Source organism: Streptomyces sp. NPDC101110, from assembly GCF_044759525.1.
Lineage (GTDB): Bacteria > Actinomycetota > Actinomycetes > Streptomycetales > Streptomycetaceae > Streptomyces.
On sequence record NZ_JBIVZM010000011.1, the window covers coordinates 52,826 to 67,984 of the forward strand.

Consider the following 15,159-nt stretch of genomic DNA (forward strand, 5'->3'; position numbering starts at 1 on the left):
ACCGGGGGAGCCGCTCAGGCCGCCCTGACGACGCCGCTTCGGAGCGCGGCGGCCCATTCGACGACGAGCAGCTCGTACTCCGCGCGCTCCTCGGCCGACAGAGTGCCGCCCGTGCGCTGCCACAGCGCACGGATCTCCTCGTTGACCTCGGCAGCGGACCGCACGGAACCAGGGGTCACGAAATCGGGGGACATGCGGACAAGCCTAGGGGCAGCCACTGACAGCCCGCTACCGGACGGCTACCCGATGGCTATGCGGTTGGTCACGAGACCGGGGTCACAGGCCCCGGGATCAGCCCGCCGACTCGGCCGCGTGCGGGCTCAGTGCACCCATGCCGACCAGGGCGATGATGAGGATGCCGAGCGCGATGCGGTAGTAGACGAACGGCATGAAGCTCTTGGTCGAGATGAACTTCATGAACCAGGCGATCACCGCGTACCCGACGACGAAGGCGATGATCGTCGCGAAGATCGTCGGCCCCCAGGAGACGTGGCCGCCCTCCGTCGCGTCCTTCAGCTCGAACAGGCCCGAGGCCAGTACGGCGGGGATGGCGAGCAGGAAGGAGTAGCGGGCCGCGGCCTCGCGCTTGTAGCCCATGAACAGGCCACCGCTGATGGTGGCGCCGGAGCGGGAGACGCCCGGGACGAGCGCCATGGCCTGGCAGACGCCGTAGATCAGGCCGTCCCGCACACCGAGGTCCTCGAGGGCCTTGCGCTGCTTGGGTGCGCGGTGCTTGCCGCCACTCTCGTCGCGGGCCGCGAGCCGGTCGGCGACGCCCAGGACGATGCCCATGACGATCAGCATCGTCGCGGTGATCCGCAGATCGCGGAACGGTCCCTCGATCTGGTCCTTCAGCGTCACACCGAGCACGCCGATCGGGATCGAGCCGACGATCACCAGCCAGCCCATCCGGGCGTCGGGGTCGCCGCGCAGCGACTTGTCGGTGAGCGAGCGCGCCCAGGCCGAGATGATCCGCCCGATGTCCTTGCGGAAGTAGATCAGCACGGCCGCCTCGGTGCCGATCTGCGTGATCGCCGTGAAAGCCGCGCCCGGGTCCTCCCAGTCCGCGAAGGCCGCCGTCAGCCGCAGGTGGGCGCTGGAGGAGACGGGGAGGAACTCGGTCAGCCCCTGGACGAGTCCGAGGATGAGTGATTCGAACCAAGACATGAGGTAGCGGAGTCCAAGTGCCGATCGTGGGACGGACGACGGGCGCACCGGGCCTCCGTTGCGATGAACGGGGGATCATGTGTGCCGAGGGGGAAGCGTAGCGTCCCTCTCGGACCGCACGGACACAGGGGTTTGGAAGCCGCTCGCCACCTGCGGGATCAGGCCGTGGCAGGTCCGGTCACCGTCCAGCCGGGCGCCTGGGGGCGGGCCGTGAGGTCCTCGTGGTGCACTTCGTCGCCGCAGGCGCGGCAGGTGACGGCCGGGGCGAGGGGCCGCCCGCAGGAGTGCTCCAGGACCATCGGGCGGTCGCCGTCGGGCCGCAGGTGGCGGTCGCCCCACGCCATGAGGGTCATCAGCACCGGCTCCAGCTCCAGTCCCGCCGCCGTCGGCCGGTACTCGAAGCGCTGCGGGCGCTCGCTGTAGAGGTGCCTGGCGAGAATCCCGGCGTCGACGAGCCGGCGCAACCGGGTGGCCAGGATGTCCCGCGGGGCGCCGATGTTGCGCACCAGCTGGTCGAACCGCCCGTTGCCCAGGCACACCTCCCGCAGCACGAGCAGGGAGTACTTCTCGCCGACGAGCGCGAGGGTGTCGGCGATGGAGCAGGGGCGCGGTTCTTTGCGGGCGGCCATGAGATCAGTCTAGAAGAGGGTTGGATTTTCCAACCTTGCGGGCTACGGTGAGTTCGGATTTCCTACTCACTGGTAGCCGTGGAGGCCCGCACATGCGTGACGCAGTGATCGTCGAAGCCGTACGCACCCCGATCGGCAAGGGCAAGCCGAACGGCGCCCTGGCACACGTCCATCCCGTGGAGCTCCTGGCTCACACCCTGCGCACCCTCGTCGAACGGTCCGGCATCGACCCGGCGCTGATCGACGACGTCGTCGGGGGCACCGTCGACCAGGTCGGCGAGCAGGCCATGAACACCACCCGCTACGCCGTGCTGTCCGCCGGGTTCCCCGAGTCGGTGCCGGCGACCACCGTGGACCGCCAGTGCGGCTCCTCCCAGCAGGCCGTGCACTTCGCGGCGCAGGGCGTGCTCGCCGGTGCGTACGACATGGTCGTGGCCTGCGGTGTGGAGTCGATGAGCCGGGTGCCGATGTGGTCGAACGTCCCCGAGGGCAAAGACCCCTTCGGGCCCGGGGTCGCCGGGCGCTACCCGGAGGGGCTCGTCCCGCAGGGGATCAGCGCCGAGCTGATCGCCGCCAAGTGGTCGATCGGCCGCGAACGGATGGACGCCTTCGCCGTCTCCTCGCACCACAAGGCCGCCGAGGCCTGGGAAAACGGGCTCTTCGACGCCGAGGTCGCGCCCCTGGAGGGCGTCACGCGCGACGAGTGCGTACGCCCCGGCAGCACGCCCGGGATCCTCGCCGGACTCAAGCCCGCCTATCACGACCCCGGCTTCGCCGAGCGCTTCCCGCAGATCGAGTGGAACGTCACCGCGGGCAACGCCAGCCCGGTCAACGACGGGGCATCGGCGGTCCTCATCACGTCGAGCGAGACGGCGGCCCGGCTCGGCCTGCGCCCGCTCGCCCGGCTGCACAGCTTCGCCGTCACCGGCTCCGACCCGCTGCTGATGCTCACGGGCGTGATCCCGGCGACCGAGAAGGTGCTGCGCAGGGCCTCGCTGACCCTCGACGACATCGACCTGTTCGAGGTCAACGAGGCGTTCTCCAGCGTCGTACTGGCGTGGCAGCAGGAGACCGGCGCCGACCTCGCCCGGGTCAACGTGCACGGCGGGGCCATCGCGCTCGGGCATCCCCTCGGCGCGAGCGGCACCCGCCTGACGACGACGCTGGTGCACGCGATGCGCGCACGCGGCGCCCGCTACGCGCTCCAGACCATGTGCGAGGCGGGTGGACTCGCCAACGCCATGGTGCTGGAACGGGTGTGAGCCGGGCGTGACAAGACGTCAGAGGCGGCGCAACTGGTGCCGCTTGCGCCAGGCCACCACCACGCCGGCCAGCGCGGGCAGCGCGATGCACGCCATGGCGATCAGGAAGGCGGGGGAGGTCGGGGTGGAGGCCCGGGCGCCCGCGACGGCGTAGGCGGCGGTGTTCGGGATCGAGCCGATGCCCGTGGCCAGCAGGAACGGCAGCAGGCCCATGCGGGAGACGGAGGCGCAGTAGTTCGCGGCCCAGAACGGCACACCCGGGAACAGGCGCACCATCAGCATCGAGCGGAAACCGTGCCGGCTGAGCTGGCCGTCCGCGGCCTTCAGCCAGCGCCCCCGCAGCAGCGGCCGCAGGGCGTCCTGGCCCAGTGCCCGGCCCAGGCAGAAGGAGATCCCGGCACCGAGCACCGTGCCCGCCAGCGCCACGCCGAGGCCGAGCTGCGAGCCGAACAGGGCACCCGCCGCGAGGTTCAGCAGCGGCCTCGGCACGAACACGACCGTGCACACGCCGTACGCCACCGTGAACACCGCTGCCGCAGCGACGCCTTGGAGCTGGGGTGGCCAGCCCTCCGTCAGCAGCCGCTGGGGCTCGAACAGGAGCACCCCGCACGCGCCCGCGGCGAGCAGCACGACGAGCAGGGACAGCCGCGCATACGGGGAGAGCAGAACTCTGGTGCAGCGAGCGGCGAAATGGGTCGGTACGGCGGGCGGGACGGTCGTTGCCGGGGGGACGGCGACGGCGAGCTCCGCGGCGGTGGCCCGGGGAGAGGCCGTGGCGGTGCCCCCAGAGCGGGTGGTGGCATCGAGCATCAGGTGACACTAACCGACAAATGTGTGTGATCGCCGTATGGTTCGTCTCACCGGCGTCACAGGACGCGGCCCGTGCGGCTGTGCGCGGGGCCGATGAAAACCATTCGACGTGCGGTGAAGCGTCGGCAATGATCGACGGCATGTTCCGGCACGCCTTCGCCCTCGCAGCATCCGTGGTCACGGATGCCCCGAAGGCTGCCGTCGTCGATCTCACGGCCGTCATGGACGGCGCCCGAAGCTGACCCTCCCCGGTTCGTCCGGCGGACCCCGCAAGGGGAGGGTCGGGCAGGTCCTCGGGGTCCCTCTACTTCTTCGCCGATCAGACGCTTCGAGGTACACCCATGTCCAAAACGGCTTACATCCGCACGAAACCGCATCTCAACATCGGCACGATGGGTCATGTCGACCACGGCAAGACCACGCTGACGGCCGCCATCACCAAGGTCCTCGCCGACCGCGGCAGCGGCGCGTTCGTGCCGTTCGAGCGGATCGACCGGGCGCCCGAGGAGGCGGCGCGCGGCATCACCATCAACATCGCGCACGTGGAGTACGAGACCGACACCCGGCACTACGCGCACGTCGACATGCCGGGCCACGCCGACTACGTCAAGAACATGGTCACCGGTGCCGCCCAGCTCGACGGGGCGATCCTCGTCGTCTCCGCGCTCGACGGGATCATGCCGCAGACCGCCGAACACGTCCTGCTCGCGCGACAGGTGGGCGTCGACCACATGGTCGTCGCCCTCAACAAGGCCGACGCCGGTGACGAGGAGCTGACCGACCTGGTCGAGCTGGAGGTCCGCGACCTGCTCACCGCGCACGGCTACGGCGGTGACTCCGTGCCCGTCGTACGCGTCTCCGGGCTGAAGGCCCTGGAGGGGGATCCGCGCTGGACCGCGTCGGTCGAGGCGCTGCTCGACGCGGTGGACACGTATGTGCCGATGCCGGAGCGGTACCTGGACGCGCCGTTCCTGCTGCCGGTGGAGAACGTGCTGACCATCACCGGGCGCGGGACCGTGGTCACCGGGGCGGTCGAGCGTGGCGTGGTGCGCCTCGGCGACCGGGTCGAGGTCCTCGGGGCCGACGTCGAGACGGTGGTCACGGGGCTGGAGACCTTCGGCAAGCCGATGAAGGAGGCGCAGGCCGGGGACAACGTGGCCTTGCTGCTGCGGGGGGTGCCGCGGGATGCCGTGCGGCGTGGACACGTGGTCGCGGCGCCGGGGAGTGTGAAGCCGCGGCGGCGCTTCTCGGCGCAGGTCTACGTCCTGTCGGCCCGGGAGGGCGGGCGGACGACGCCCGTCTCCACCGGGTACCGGCCGCAGTTCTACATCCGGACCGCTGATGTGGTGGGGGTGGTCGACCTGGGTGAGGCGGCGGTGGCCCGGCCCGGTGACACCGTCGCCATGACCGTGGAGCTGGGGCGGGAGGTGCCGCTGGAGGCGGGGCTCGGGTTTGCCATTCGTGAGGGCGGGCGGACCGTCGGGGCCGGGACCGTGGCCGGGGTGGGCTGAGGTTGTGGGGAGCTGCGGGCCGGCATGGGCTGGTCGCGCAGTTCCCCGCGCCCCTTGACTGCGTTGCCCCACCGCACAATGGAGAAGTGAAGGATCCCATCCCCGTGACCCGCACCACCGATCACGGCACCGCCAAGCTCATGCCCGACATCGATCGGGAACGGGCCTGGCTGCTGACCGTGGACGGGGCGCCGCAGTCGTACGTCGACCTGGACGACCCGGCGCATCTGGAGTTCGAGTACACCCGGCGGCTCGGGCACGTGCTGGATGTCGTGGCCGAGCCGGGTCGGGCGCTGGACGTGGTGCATCTCGGGGGAGGGGCGCTCACCCTGCCCCGGTACGTGGCCGTGACCCGGCCGGGCTCGCGACAGGACGTCGTCGAGGCCGACCGGGGGCTGCTGGAGCTGGTGGCGGAACAGCTGCCGCTGCCGAAGGGCGCGGTTGTCGCCCTGCACACGGCGGACGCCCGGGCCTGGCTGGAGAAGGCCCCCGCCCATTCGGCGGACGTTCTCCTCGCGGACGTCTTCAGCGGATCGCGGGTGCCGGCCCACCTCACCTCCGTCGCGTACGTCCATGAGGTCGCGCGGGTGCTGCGGGGGAGCGGGGTCTACCTCGCCAACCTGCCCGACGCCGCGCCCTTCGCGTTCCTGCGGTCGCAACTCGCCACCCTTGCCACCGCCTTCGGGGAACTCGCGCTGATCGCCGAGCCGGGGGTGCTGCGGGGTCGGCGGTTCGGTAACGCGGTGCTCGTGGCCGGGCACGAGCCGGTCGACGTCGCCGCCCTGGCCCGCCTCACCGCCGCGGACGTCTTCCCCGCCAGGGTCGAACACGGCTCCACCCTGCGGGAGTTCATCGGCGGCGCCCGGGCGGTGCGGGACGAGGACGCCGTCCCGTCACCCGAGCCGCCCGACGGGGCGTTCGGCATCGGCTGACACCGAGGCCCTGCCTCTGGTCCAGCAGGCCTTGCGCATCACCGAAGCAGTGCTCGGCGCCGATCACTTCGTCACCGTCACCTGCGGCAGCACGCCGCCATCCGTGAACGCCTGGAGCACGCGGCACCCGACGCCCGCGAAACGCCCCGGCAGTCCCGGTGGACGAGCCCGGTGTGATGGCCGCGGCCGCCAACGGCCCCTGCTGCCAAACCAGTTGCGCGGCATCACGGCGCGCCGCTAAGTTGATCTTGATCGACCTTGAAAATCGGGGAAGGACAACACATGCACAAGCGTTCTGCGACGCTTCTGGCCACGGCGGCGCTCATCGGTGCCGCGCTGCCCGTCATGGGCGCGGGGACCGCCTCGGCCGCCGGTGCCTTCAAGTGCCAGCCGACGTCCCACGACTACGTGGTCGTCAAGGAGAAGGCCGCGGTCCACTCCAGCTTCTCCGCGAACGCCAGGGTGGTCGGCTACGTGTACAAGAACAACAACGTGCACGCCTACTGGGACTGCACCAACTCCTCGGGCAACCCCTGGGTCTGCATCGGCAGCTGCCGCGTGGACGAGGACTCCATCAGCGGGCGCTGGGTGTACCGCGGGTACCTGCGGGGCTGACCCCGTTTCGATGCTCCGGTGAGCCAGGCCCGCCCCTGTCGCGGGGGCGGGCCCGTTCCCTTGCCGGGTTCAGCCGCCGGTCGGCTCGCCGTGCAGGCGAACCGTGCTGAGGATCTTCATGACGGTCTTCTCGGGCACCTCGCCCTTGACGCCCTTGGCGCCGAAGAAGCTCCACGCGACGAAGTCACCGGCCGAGTTCTTGAAGCCGAACGTGATCGCCTTGCCGTCGCTCGCGCACTTGCCCTTGTCGGGCGTGTTCTCCGAGTGTGCCCAGGCGACGCTGCCCTTCACGCCCGAAGCGGTGGTGTAGGGCTTGGCCTTGTCGTCGGTCTTGACGCTCTTCTTGTCCGGCTGGGTGTAACCGCCGTACACCCACCAGGCGACCTGGTTGACCGCGACCTCGTCCGTGTCCTTGGCGCCGTCGGCTCCCTTGGTGCCCGCCCCGGCCAGGGACTCGGTCTCCGTCCTGCCGTCCTTGTCGTCGTCGCTCGTGCACCACTTCGACTTGTAGAACGCCGGTGCAGACATGGTGATCAGCGGCTTGCCGTCGTCGGACTTCTCGTCCTCGAAGAAGACGGACGAGGTCGGGGAGGCCACTTCCCAGTCCGCGGGGACGTCGAAGGCGGTGCCCCACTTGGGGTTGATGACGACCTTCCAGCCCTTGACCGTGGGCTGGGCCTCCTCGCCACCGCGGGGGTTGTCGCCGGTGGCGGGGGCGCTCGGGTCCTCGGCGGGTGGGCTCGACGCCGTCTTGTCGTTCTTGCCGTCCTTGCCGCCGTCGGCCGTGTCGTCCTTGTCGCCGCCCAGCACCAGGAAGCCGGTGACACCGGCCGCGACGACCACCGCCGTGGCGGCGATGATCGCGACCAGCTTGGTCCGGTTGCCGCCGCCACCGCCCTGCGGGGGCTGCGGCTGCGGCGCACCGGCCGGCGCGGGGGCACCCCACTGCGGCTGCTGTGCATAGGGGTTGGGCGGCTGCTGGTATCCCGGCTGCTGGTACGGATTCGGCTGCTGGTACCCCGGCTGCTGGTACGGGTTGTTCGCCTGCGGGTTCTGCTCGCCCCCGGGCTGCTGCTGTCCTGGCCACATGGGCAGTCACCCTAGCCGCGCCCCGGACACGATGCGGTCACCGCCCGTGGACGGAGACGTGGCAACCCGGAGACGGCACGGTGCGGACGGGGTGCGCGGATCGGTGCGGCGGTCGTCACACCGGCCTGGTCAGGCGTCTCTACTCATGAGTAACATTCCGGCATGACCGCAGACCAGATGTCCATCGGCGAGATGCTCGCCGCCACGGTGCCCATGGCCCGGACCCTGAACCTCGAGTTCCTGGAGACCTCTCCGGAGCGGGCGGTGGTGTCGCTGCCGGACCAGGGCGAGTACCACAACCACGTGGGCGGTCCGCACGCCGGCGCGATGTTCACGCTCGGCGAGTCCGCGAGCGGGGCGATCGTGCTGGCCGCGTTCGGGGACCAGCTCTCGCGCGCGGTACCGCTCGCGGTCAGCGCCGAGATCTCCTACAAGAAGCTGGCGATGGGCGCCGTCACCGCCACGGCCACGCTGGGCCGCCCGGCCACCGAGGTCGTCGCGCAGCTGGACGCCGGGGAGCGCCCCGAGTTCCCGGTGACCATCTCCATCCAGCGGGCCGACGGTGCCGTCACCGGCGAGATGACCGTCGTCTGGACCCTCCGGCCCAACGGCTGACCGGGAGGCCGTGTGCGGACCCCGGCCGGGTGCCGGGGTTCTCGCAGGCCGGGCAGCGGCGCCCCGGCGGGGTCTTCGCAGGCGGGGCGGCCGCGTCCCGGGGGGCTTTCCCAAGTAGGGCGGCCGCGTCCCGATGCCCCGGGAGTGTGACGTCCGACTCGGCGACGAAGGACCGGAGTCACATCATGAACTCCGGACCCGGATCGGGCCGTTCGCAGGCCATCCTGACCACCGTGCGCAGATAGTCGGCCTTGTCGCCGGTGTCGTGGCGGAGGCCCTGGAAGACCACTCCGTGCACCGTGCCGCCCGCCGCAAGCTCCTGAAGGGCGTCGGCCAGCCGGGTCTCGCCGCCCAGGCCCGGCCCCGTGCGTGCAAGGACGGGGACGACGGCCGGGTCCAGGGCATAACGGCCGATGAACCGCATAGCGGCTGGGCGCGTGCCGCCGGGCCGGTTTCTCGACCAGGCCCGTGACGCGCACGAGATCCTGCTCTCCGGTCGGCTCGACGGCGGCGCAGCCGTACCGGTGGATCTGCTCCGGCGGGACCTCCGTCAGGGCGATCACGCTGCCGAGCCGGCGCTCGCGGACGTCGAGCATCCGGCCCAGCAGTGTCTCTCGCGGGTCGACCAGGTCGTCGCCGAGGGGGACCTCGAAAGGCTCGTCGCCGACATGCGGCCGGGCGCACCGCGTGGCCGAGGCCGGGCGGTTCGCCCTGGCGGATGTGGTGGATGTCCGCCAGCCGTGCCGGATCGCGCACCGCGTCCAGCCGCACGGTGTCGACCTCGGCCGTGAGGGCCTGCTCCAGTTCGAAGGCGCTACGCCGGCGGAGTGGCCGACGCCCGCACCAGCCACCACGCCTGGATCCGCGAACACGGCACCGACCTGCCCGAGGTCGCCGAGTGGAGCTGGAACGCCTGAGCCCCGGGAGACGTCCTAGAAGCCGGTAGGCTTCCCGGGTCGCAGGGAAGCTCAGGGAAAGGAACCGGCGTTGCACGTCCAGGAGTGGCTCGAAACCGTACCCGCGGTCGCCGTATACGCGCTGGTCGGGCTGGTCATCGGCCTGGAGAGCCTGGGCATCCCGCTGCCGGGTGAGATCATCCTGGTCTCCTCGGCGCTGCTCGCCTCCCAGCACGGCGAGATCGACCCCGTCGTCCTCGGCGCCAGCGCCACGGCCGGCGCGATCATCGGCGACTCGATCGGCTACGCCATCGGCCGCAAGGGCGGACGGCCCCTGCTGGCCTGGCTGGGCAACAAGTTCCCCAAGCACTTCAGCGAGGGCCACATCGCCACCGCCGAGCGGTCCTTCGAGAAGTGGGGCATGTGGGCCGTCTTCTTCGGCCGCTTTGTCGCCCTGCTCCGCATCTTCGCGGGCCCGCTCGCCGGTGTGCTGCGCATGCCGTACTGGAAGTTCCTCATCGCCAACGTCCTCGGCGGCATCGTCTGGGCGGGCGGCACGACCGCGGTCATCTACTACGTCGGCATCGTCGCGGAGTCCTGGCTCAAGCGCTTCTCGTGGCTGGGCCTGGTGGCGGCGGTCCTGGTGGGCCTCACATCCATGCTGGTGATCAAGCGCAAGGCGAAGAAGGCGAACCAGAACCTGGAAGCGGCCGGAGAGCCGGTGCGCTAGGTAGTGTCCGCAAAGTCCCGTCATCCGCCCGGAGGGCGGGACTCTACGGCCACGACCCAGGGGCGCGAAGAACTGCGCGACCACCCTCATGGCGCCGCAGCCGCCGAGAAGCCTACGCGTGCACCTCTCGGTGCGCCTTCGCCAACTCGGCGTACATCGTGCCGTTGAGGGTGACGCCCTGCCGCTCCTCCTCCGACAGCTCCCGCCGGACCTTCGCGGGAACCCCCGCCACCAGTGACCCGGGCGGCACCACCATCCCCTGCGGCACCAGCGCCTGCGCCGCGACGAGCGAACCGGCCCCGATCACGGCGCCGTTCAGGACCGTCGCCCCCATGCCGATCAGACAGTCGTCCTCGACCGTCGCCCCGTGCACCACCGCGTTGTGCCCGATGCTCACCCGCTCACCGACGCTCACGGGAAAGCCCGGGTCGGCGTGGAGGGTGCAGTTGTCCTGGACGTTGCTGCTCGCCCCGACGGAGATCGCCTCGACGTCGCCGCGCACCACGGCCCCGTACCAGACGCTCGCTCCCGGGCCCAGCGTCACGCTCCCTATCACCGACGCCGTCGGCGCCACGAACGCCGACTCGTCGATCTCCGGCTCCCGGCCGCCGATCCCCGTGATCATCGCCCGCTGCGCCATGCCCGCCTCCAGGAACGTCGTAGACAACGCGCACACCGTACGCCACACGGTGGGGTGAAGATCACAGGCCTCCGACGCCGCGGTCGGGGCTACCGCTGAGTACCGTGAGCTCGTGCCGAAGCGCAAGAACACGTTCTCATCCTGGCGGCGGAGCCTCACCCAGCGGGCCGTCCACGCGGGCTGGGCCTGGGTGCAGCGCACGGGCTCGGTCACCGCCGAGCACCCCGGCCGCTACCGCTTCGGGGCCATGGGAACAGGTACCAGACTGGCCTTCCCGCTCGGCACGGTCTTCGGCGAACCCTGGATCCAGGTGGGCTCCCACTGCATCATCGGCGAGCAGGTCACCCTCACCGCGGGTCTGATGCCCGACCTCGATCTCGGCCCGGACCCGATCCTGCGCATCGGCGACGGGGTCGTCCTGGGCCGCGGCAGCCACCTCATCGCCGACACGACGGTCACGATCGGCAGCGACTGCTACTTCGGCCCGTACGTCTACGTCACGTCCACGAACCATTCCTACGACGATCCGCACGAGCCGATCGGCAGGCAGTGGCCCCGGATGGAGCCGGTCGAGATAGGGCCCGGCTGCTGGATCGGCACCGGAGCGGTCGTCCTGCCGGGCGCGCGGATCGGACGGAACGTGGTGGTGGCCGCGGGCGCGGTCGTCCGGGGCACGGTCCCCGACCACGCCGTGGTGGCGGGCGCCCCCGCCCGCGTCGTACGACGCTGGACCCCGGCCGACGGCTGGCAGCCCCCGCTGCGCACTCCGGCACCGGTGCCCATACCTGAGGGCGTCACCCCCGAGCAGCTGCGGGCGCTGTCGGACCTGGACGAGGAGGCGGCGGCCCGGCTGGCCGAACTGGACGAGGAGGCGGCGGCCGATCTCGCGAAGCTGGAGCCGGGTTCCTGAACGGCCCGATTCAGCCCGACGCCAGCAGTACCGTCCCCACCAGGGCGAGCCCCGCTCCGGCGGCCTGAACCGCCCGCAGCCGTTCCCGGAGGACGCCCCGCGCGGCCACGGCCGTCACCACCGGGTACAGGGAGGCCAGCACGGCGGCGACCGTCACCGGACCGTGCTGCGCGGCGATCGAGTAGGTGCCGTTCGCGGCGACGTCCGCGAGTCCGACGAAGGCCAGAGCGGGCAGGGACCGCCAGGGGAAACCGTCCGCCGGGAGCGCGGGCGATCCGCGCCGCACCGAGACGTAGAGGGCCAGTCCGCCTGCGGCGACGTTCGTGACCCGCTGGACGAACAGGGCGAGGAACAGACCGGTCAGCGTCGTCGACGCCTCGGCGATCAGCGCCATCACCGCGCCGAAGCCGAACGCCGCGAGCAGGGTCAGGGCGATGGCCTGGCGCTGGACGGGGGCGCCGCGGAACTGGGGCCCTCCCGCGAGGCACACCCCGGCGACCGCCACGAGGATGCCGAGGAACTGCAGCAGGCCGGGACGCTCGCCCAGCACCAGGCCCACCCCGACCGGCACGGCCACACCGATCGACCCGAGCGGCGAGACCACGCCCATCGGGCCGAGCGCGAGCGCCTTGTAGAAGGCGAGCATCGCCACCGGTCCGACCAGCCCGGCCGCCACGGCGAACCACAGCTGCGGCCCCGCCTCGCTCCAGCCGCCGGTCGCCACCACGACCGCGCCGAGCACCACCACCGCGATCGACTGAGAGACCACGACCACCGTGAGCGCGGGCGTGCGCCGGGTCAGCAGACCACCGCCGAAGTCGGCCAGCCCCCACAGCAGGCTGGTGGCCAGGGCGAAGAGCGCTGTCATGGGACGGATACCTCGCAGTACAGTTCAGTGAACGATCAGGTGAACCACACCATAGTGCAGTCTGTTGCACTGTGTCATACAGAATATTGGACGGAATGTGTCGGACCTCGACCTGCTGACCCAGTCCCTGGCGCGGAGCGTCAAGCACTGGCGCGCGGTACGCGGCTTCACCCTGGACGTGCTCGCCGCCCGGGCGGGTGTCAGCCGGGGCATGCTCATCCAGATCGAGCAGGCCCGCACCAACCCCAGCCTCGGCACCGTCGTGAAGATCGGCGACGCGCTCGGCGTCAGCATCACCACCCTGCTCGACTACGAGCAGGGCCCGAACGTCCGCATCGTCCCGGCCGAGCAGGCCGTACGGCTGTGGCACACCGACGCCGGCAGCTACAACCGGCTCCTCGCGGGCACCGAGGCGCCCGGCCCGCTGGAGATGTGGGACTGGCGGCTCATGCCCGGCGAGAGCAGCCCGTCGGACCCGCACCCCGTCGGCACGACCGAGCTGCTCCACGTCACGGCGGGCGAACTGACCCTCACGGTCGACGGCGTCGAGCACCGCGTGCCCGCGGGCGCCAGCGTCCACTTCGAGGCGAACGTCCCGCACACCTACGGCAACACCGGCGACGCGCCCATGGAGATGGTCATGGCCGTCTCGGTGCCGCCCGTGACCTGAGACGCCCGGTCCCGCACCGGCCCGCTGTTGTTAGCGTGCGGCCATGCGCGCACCCATCGGACACTTCGACGACGCCCGCCCGGCCCCCGCCTGCCTCGACGAACTCACCGCCCCGGTCGCCGACGCCGTACGCCGCTGGCGGGGCAGCGTCCCGGCCGAGCGGATCGTCTACGTCGACACGGACCCGGAGTGGGCCGACACCGCCACCTTCGTGGAGCACTACGGGCAGGATCTGCTGGAGCGGTCGGCGAACTGCGTGGTGGTCTCCGGCAAGCGGGGCGGCGAGTCCACGCTCGCCGCATGCGTCGTGCTGTCCACCACCCGGGTCGACGTGAACGGTGCCGTACGGCGCAGGCTCGGCGCCCGCAAGGCCTCCTTCGCCTCCATGGACACGGCGACCGGCGAGACCGGCATGGAGTACGGCGGCATCACCCCGATCGGGCTTCCCGAGGGCTGGCCGTTGCTCGTGGACGCGGCCGTCGTCGACCTGCCGTACGTGCTGGTCGGCAGCGGCCGGCGGCGCGGCAAGCTGCTGGTCCCGGGCAAGGCGTTCGCGGAACTGCCCGGGGCCGTGGTGCTGGAGGGGCTCGGGGCCTGACGACCTACGCCGCCACGTGGTGGGCCAGTGGCAGATGCGGGTCGCTCTCACCCGGGACCGGCTCCGGGTCCGCGTGCACCAGGGCCGCTGTCAGACGCGGTACCGCGTGCAGCAGCGCGTGCTCGGCGTCCACGGCGATGCGGTGGGCCTCGCGCACCGGCATGTCGCCGTCCACCACGACCGCCACCTCGGCGCGCAGCCGGTGGCCGATCCAGCGCAGCCGCAGTTCACCCACCCCGCGCACCCCGGGCACCTCGGTCAGCGCCCGCTCGGCCCGGTCCACCAGGGCCGGATCGACGGCGTCCATCACCCGGCGGAACACCTCCCGGGCCGCGTCCCGCAGCACCAGGGCGATGGCTGCCGTGATCGCCAGTCCGACGATCGGGTCCGCCAGTTCCCACCCCAGGGCCGAGCCGCCGGCGCCCAGGAGCACCGCCAGTGAGGTGAAACCGTCGGTGCGGGCGTGCAGACCGTCGGCGACCAGCGCGGCCGAGCCGATCGAGCGGCCGACGCGGATGCGGTAGCGGGCCACCCACTCGTTGCCGGCGAAGCCGACGAGCGCGGCCACGGCGACCGCCGGGACGTGCTGCACCGGGCGCGGGTCCAGCAGGCGGTCCACGGCCGTCCAGCCCGCGAAGGCGGCGGACGCGGCGATGGTCAGCACGATCACGAGACCGGCCAGGTCCTCGGCCCGGCCGTAGCCGTAGGTGAAGCGGCGCGTGGCCGCGCGCCGGCCCAGCACGAAGGCGATACCGAGCGGGACGGCGGTCAGCGCGTCGGCGGTGTTGTGCACCGTGTCCCCGAGCAGCGCCACCGATCCCGACACGGCCACGACGACCGCCTGGGCCAGTGCCGTCACACCGAGCACGGCGAGCGAGACCCACAGCGCCCGCATCCCGCGGGCCGAGGACTCCAGGGCGGAGTCGACCTTGTCGGCCGACTCGTGGGAGTGCGGCGCGAGGAGGTGACCCACCCGGTGAAGCAGTCCGTGACGGTGGCCGTGGTCATGTCCGTGCTCGTGGTCATGCCCATGCCCATGCCCGTGGTCATGTCCGTGTCCCTGCCGGTGTCCGGGCCCGTGCCCGTCTTCGCCCCCGTCCCCGTGCTCGTGTCCGTGGTCGAGTCGTTGGGAGTGGGTGTGCTCGTGCCGTTCGCTCACGTGGTTCCCCTTCCGGTGCGCGCGGGAGTGGACGTACCCGTGCCGTGGCGCCATTATG

General features: G+C 71.6%; 17 protein-coding genes and 1 pseudogene. 9 read left to right on the forward strand and 9 right to left on the reverse strand.

Annotated features, from left to right (window positions below; translation table 11 throughout):
* Positions 1-14: 14 nt before the first annotated feature.
* The 3 genes from ACIQU3_RS24780 to ACIQU3_RS24790 all read right to left on the reverse strand — a co-directional run bounded on the left by ACIQU3_RS24780 (position 15) and on the right by ACIQU3_RS24790 (position 1,796).
* Positions 15-194: a hypothetical protein gene (locus ACIQU3_RS24780; RefSeq protein WP_403737945.1), complete on the reverse strand. Its 180-nt coding sequence runs from the start codon at positions 192-194 to the stop codon at positions 15-17.
* 97 nt (positions 195-291) lie between these two features.
* Positions 292-1,167: an undecaprenyl-diphosphate phosphatase gene (locus ACIQU3_RS24785; RefSeq protein WP_403737948.1), complete on the reverse strand. Its 876-nt coding sequence runs from the start codon at positions 1,165-1,167 to the stop codon at positions 292-294.
* A gap of 158 nt (positions 1,168-1,325) precedes the next feature.
* Entirely contained in the window at positions 1,326-1,796 is a 471-nt protein-coding gene (locus tag ACIQU3_RS24790) for a winged helix-turn-helix transcriptional regulator (protein ID WP_403737951.1), read from the reverse strand.
* A 92-nt stretch (positions 1,797-1,888) separates the two neighbouring features.
* On the opposite strand from ACIQU3_RS24790, the gene ACIQU3_RS24795 reads away from it, so the two are divergent.
* Positions 1,889-3,058: a thiolase family protein gene (locus tag ACIQU3_RS24795; protein WP_403737954.1), complete on the forward strand. Its 1,170-nt coding sequence runs from the start codon at positions 1,889-1,891 to the stop codon at positions 3,056-3,058.
* A gap of 18 nt (positions 3,059-3,076) precedes the next feature.
* Here the strand turns inward: ACIQU3_RS24795 and ACIQU3_RS24800 are convergent, their stop codons facing one another.
* Positions 3,077-3,868, reverse strand: a complete 792-nt coding sequence (locus tag ACIQU3_RS24800) for a TVP38/TMEM64 family protein (protein ID WP_403737957.1) — start codon at positions 3,866-3,868, stop codon at positions 3,077-3,079.
* A 341-nt stretch (positions 3,869-4,209) separates the two neighbouring features.
* Here ACIQU3_RS24800 and tuf point away from each other — a divergent pair, with 341 nt between their 5' ends.
* The 3 genes from tuf to ACIQU3_RS24815 all read left to right on the forward strand — a co-directional run bounded on the left by tuf (position 4,210) and on the right by ACIQU3_RS24815 (position 6,926).
* Positions 4,210-5,379: an elongation factor Tu gene (tuf, locus tag ACIQU3_RS24805; protein WP_403737965.1), complete on the forward strand. Its 1,170-nt coding sequence runs from the start codon at positions 4,210-4,212 to the stop codon at positions 5,377-5,379.
* A gap of 86 nt (positions 5,380-5,465) precedes the next feature.
* Entirely contained in the window at positions 5,466-6,311 is an 846-nt protein-coding gene (locus ACIQU3_RS24810) for a spermidine synthase (RefSeq protein ID WP_403927785.1), read from the forward strand.
* Between the two features lie 282 nt (positions 6,312-6,593).
* Positions 6,594-6,926, forward strand: coding sequence for a hypothetical protein (locus ACIQU3_RS24815; RefSeq protein WP_403737971.1), 333 nt, complete (start codon positions 6,594-6,596; stop codon positions 6,924-6,926).
* Between the two features lie 69 nt (positions 6,927-6,995).
* Here the strand turns inward: ACIQU3_RS24815 and ACIQU3_RS24820 are convergent, their stop codons facing one another.
* Positions 6,996-8,015 carry a hypothetical protein gene (locus tag ACIQU3_RS24820; RefSeq protein ID WP_403737974.1) on the reverse strand — a complete coding sequence of 340 codons (1,020 nt, stop codon included), beginning with the start codon at positions 8,013-8,015 and terminating at the stop codon, positions 6,996-6,998.
* 177 nt (positions 8,016-8,192) lie between these two features.
* Between ACIQU3_RS24820 and ACIQU3_RS24825 the strand changes: the two genes are divergently transcribed.
* Positions 8,193-8,630: a DUF4442 domain-containing protein gene (locus ACIQU3_RS24825; protein ID WP_403738640.1), complete on the forward strand. Its 438-nt coding sequence runs from the start codon at positions 8,193-8,195 to the stop codon at positions 8,628-8,630.
* 178 nt (positions 8,631-8,808) lie between these two features.
* Here the strand turns inward: ACIQU3_RS24825 and ACIQU3_RS24830 are convergent.
* Positions 8,809-9,443, reverse strand: a pseudogene (locus ACIQU3_RS24830) (UTP--glucose-1-phosphate uridylyltransferase); the annotation flags it as partial.
* A 174-nt stretch (positions 9,444-9,617) separates the two neighbouring features.
* Here ACIQU3_RS24830 and ACIQU3_RS24835 point away from each other — a divergent pair.
* On the forward strand, positions 9,618-10,256 hold the full coding sequence (locus ACIQU3_RS24835; RefSeq protein ID WP_403737980.1) for a DedA family protein: 639 nt from the start codon (positions 9,618-9,620) through the stop codon (positions 10,254-10,256).
* 112 nt (positions 10,257-10,368) lie between these two features.
* Here the strand turns inward: ACIQU3_RS24835 and ACIQU3_RS24840 are convergent, their stop codons facing one another.
* Positions 10,369-10,896: a gamma carbonic anhydrase family protein gene (locus ACIQU3_RS24840; protein WP_403738643.1), complete on the reverse strand. Its 528-nt coding sequence runs from the start codon at positions 10,894-10,896 to the stop codon at positions 10,369-10,371.
* Between the two features lie 112 nt (positions 10,897-11,008).
* On the opposite strand from ACIQU3_RS24840, the gene ACIQU3_RS24845 reads away from it, so the two are divergent.
* The gene (locus ACIQU3_RS24845) at positions 11,009-11,806 is read left to right on the forward strand and encodes an acyltransferase (RefSeq protein WP_403927788.1); all 798 of its coding nucleotides are present in this window, start codon (positions 11,009-11,011) and stop codon (positions 11,804-11,806) included.
* Positions 11,807-11,816: 10 nt separating this feature from the next.
* Here the strand turns inward: ACIQU3_RS24845 and ACIQU3_RS24850 are convergent, their stop codons facing one another.
* Positions 11,817-12,674 (reverse strand): EamA family transporter, encoded by an 858-nt coding sequence (locus tag ACIQU3_RS24850; RefSeq protein ID WP_403737986.1) that lies wholly within the window; start codon positions 12,672-12,674, stop codon positions 11,817-11,819.
* A gap of 97 nt (positions 12,675-12,771) precedes the next feature.
* Here ACIQU3_RS24850 and ACIQU3_RS24855 point away from each other — a divergent pair, with 97 nt between their 5' ends.
* Positions 12,772-13,344 (forward strand): XRE family transcriptional regulator, encoded by a 573-nt coding sequence (locus ACIQU3_RS24855; protein WP_403737989.1) that lies wholly within the window; start codon positions 12,772-12,774, stop codon positions 13,342-13,344.
* A gap of 43 nt (positions 13,345-13,387) precedes the next feature.
* Entirely contained in the window at positions 13,388-13,942 is a 555-nt protein-coding gene (locus ACIQU3_RS24860; RefSeq protein ID WP_403927791.1) for a YbaK/EbsC family protein, read from the forward strand.
* A gap of 4 nt (positions 13,943-13,946) precedes the next feature.
* On the opposite strand, the gene ACIQU3_RS24865 is transcribed toward ACIQU3_RS24860, so the two are convergent.
* Positions 13,947-15,155 (reverse strand): cation diffusion facilitator family transporter, encoded by a 1,209-nt coding sequence (locus ACIQU3_RS24865; protein WP_403927794.1) that lies wholly within the window; start codon positions 15,153-15,155, stop codon positions 13,947-13,949.
* Positions 15,156-15,159: the final 4 nt, after the last annotated feature.

Coding starts and splice junctions, on each gene's coding strand:
- ACIQU3_RS24780 (WP_403737945.1), bottom strand. CDS start 194: ATGTCCCCCGATTTCGTGACCCCTGGTTCCGTGCGGTCCGCTGCCGAG.
- ACIQU3_RS24785 (WP_403737948.1), bottom strand. CDS start 1,167: ATGTCTTGGTTCGAATCACTCATCCTCGGACTCGTCCAGGGGCTGACC.
- ACIQU3_RS24790 (WP_403737951.1), bottom strand. CDS start 1,796: ATGGCCGCCCGCAAAGAACCGCGCCCCTGCTCCATCGCCGACACCCTC.
- ACIQU3_RS24795 (WP_403737954.1), top strand. CDS start 1,889: ATGCGTGACGCAGTGATCGTCGAAGCCGTACGCACCCCGATCGGCAAG.
- ACIQU3_RS24800 (WP_403737957.1), bottom strand. CDS start 3,868: ATGCTCGATGCCACCACCCGCTCTGGGGGCACCGCCACGGCCTCTCCC.
- tuf (WP_403737965.1), top strand. CDS start 4,210: ATGTCCAAAACGGCTTACATCCGCACGAAACCGCATCTCAACATCGGC.
- ACIQU3_RS24815 (WP_403737971.1), top strand. CDS start 6,594: ATGCACAAGCGTTCTGCGACGCTTCTGGCCACGGCGGCGCTCATCGGT.
- ACIQU3_RS24820 (WP_403737974.1), bottom strand. CDS start 8,015: ATGTGGCCAGGACAGCAGCAGCCCGGGGGCGAGCAGAACCCGCAGGCG.
- ACIQU3_RS24825 (WP_403738640.1), top strand. CDS start 8,193: ATGTCCATCGGCGAGATGCTCGCCGCCACGGTGCCCATGGCCCGGACC.
- ACIQU3_RS24840 (WP_403738643.1), bottom strand. CDS start 10,896: ATGGCGCAGCGGGCGATGATCACGGGGATCGGCGGCCGGGAGCCGGAG.
- ACIQU3_RS24850 (WP_403737986.1), bottom strand. CDS start 12,674: ATGACAGCGCTCTTCGCCCTGGCCACCAGCCTGCTGTGGGGGCTGGCC.
- ACIQU3_RS24860 (WP_403927791.1), top strand. CDS start 13,388: ATGCGCGCACCCATCGGACACTTCGACGACGCCCGCCCGGCCCCCGCC.
- ACIQU3_RS24865 (WP_403927794.1), bottom strand. CDS start 15,155: ATGGCGCCACGGCACGGGTACGTCCACTCCCGCGCGCACCGGAAGGGG.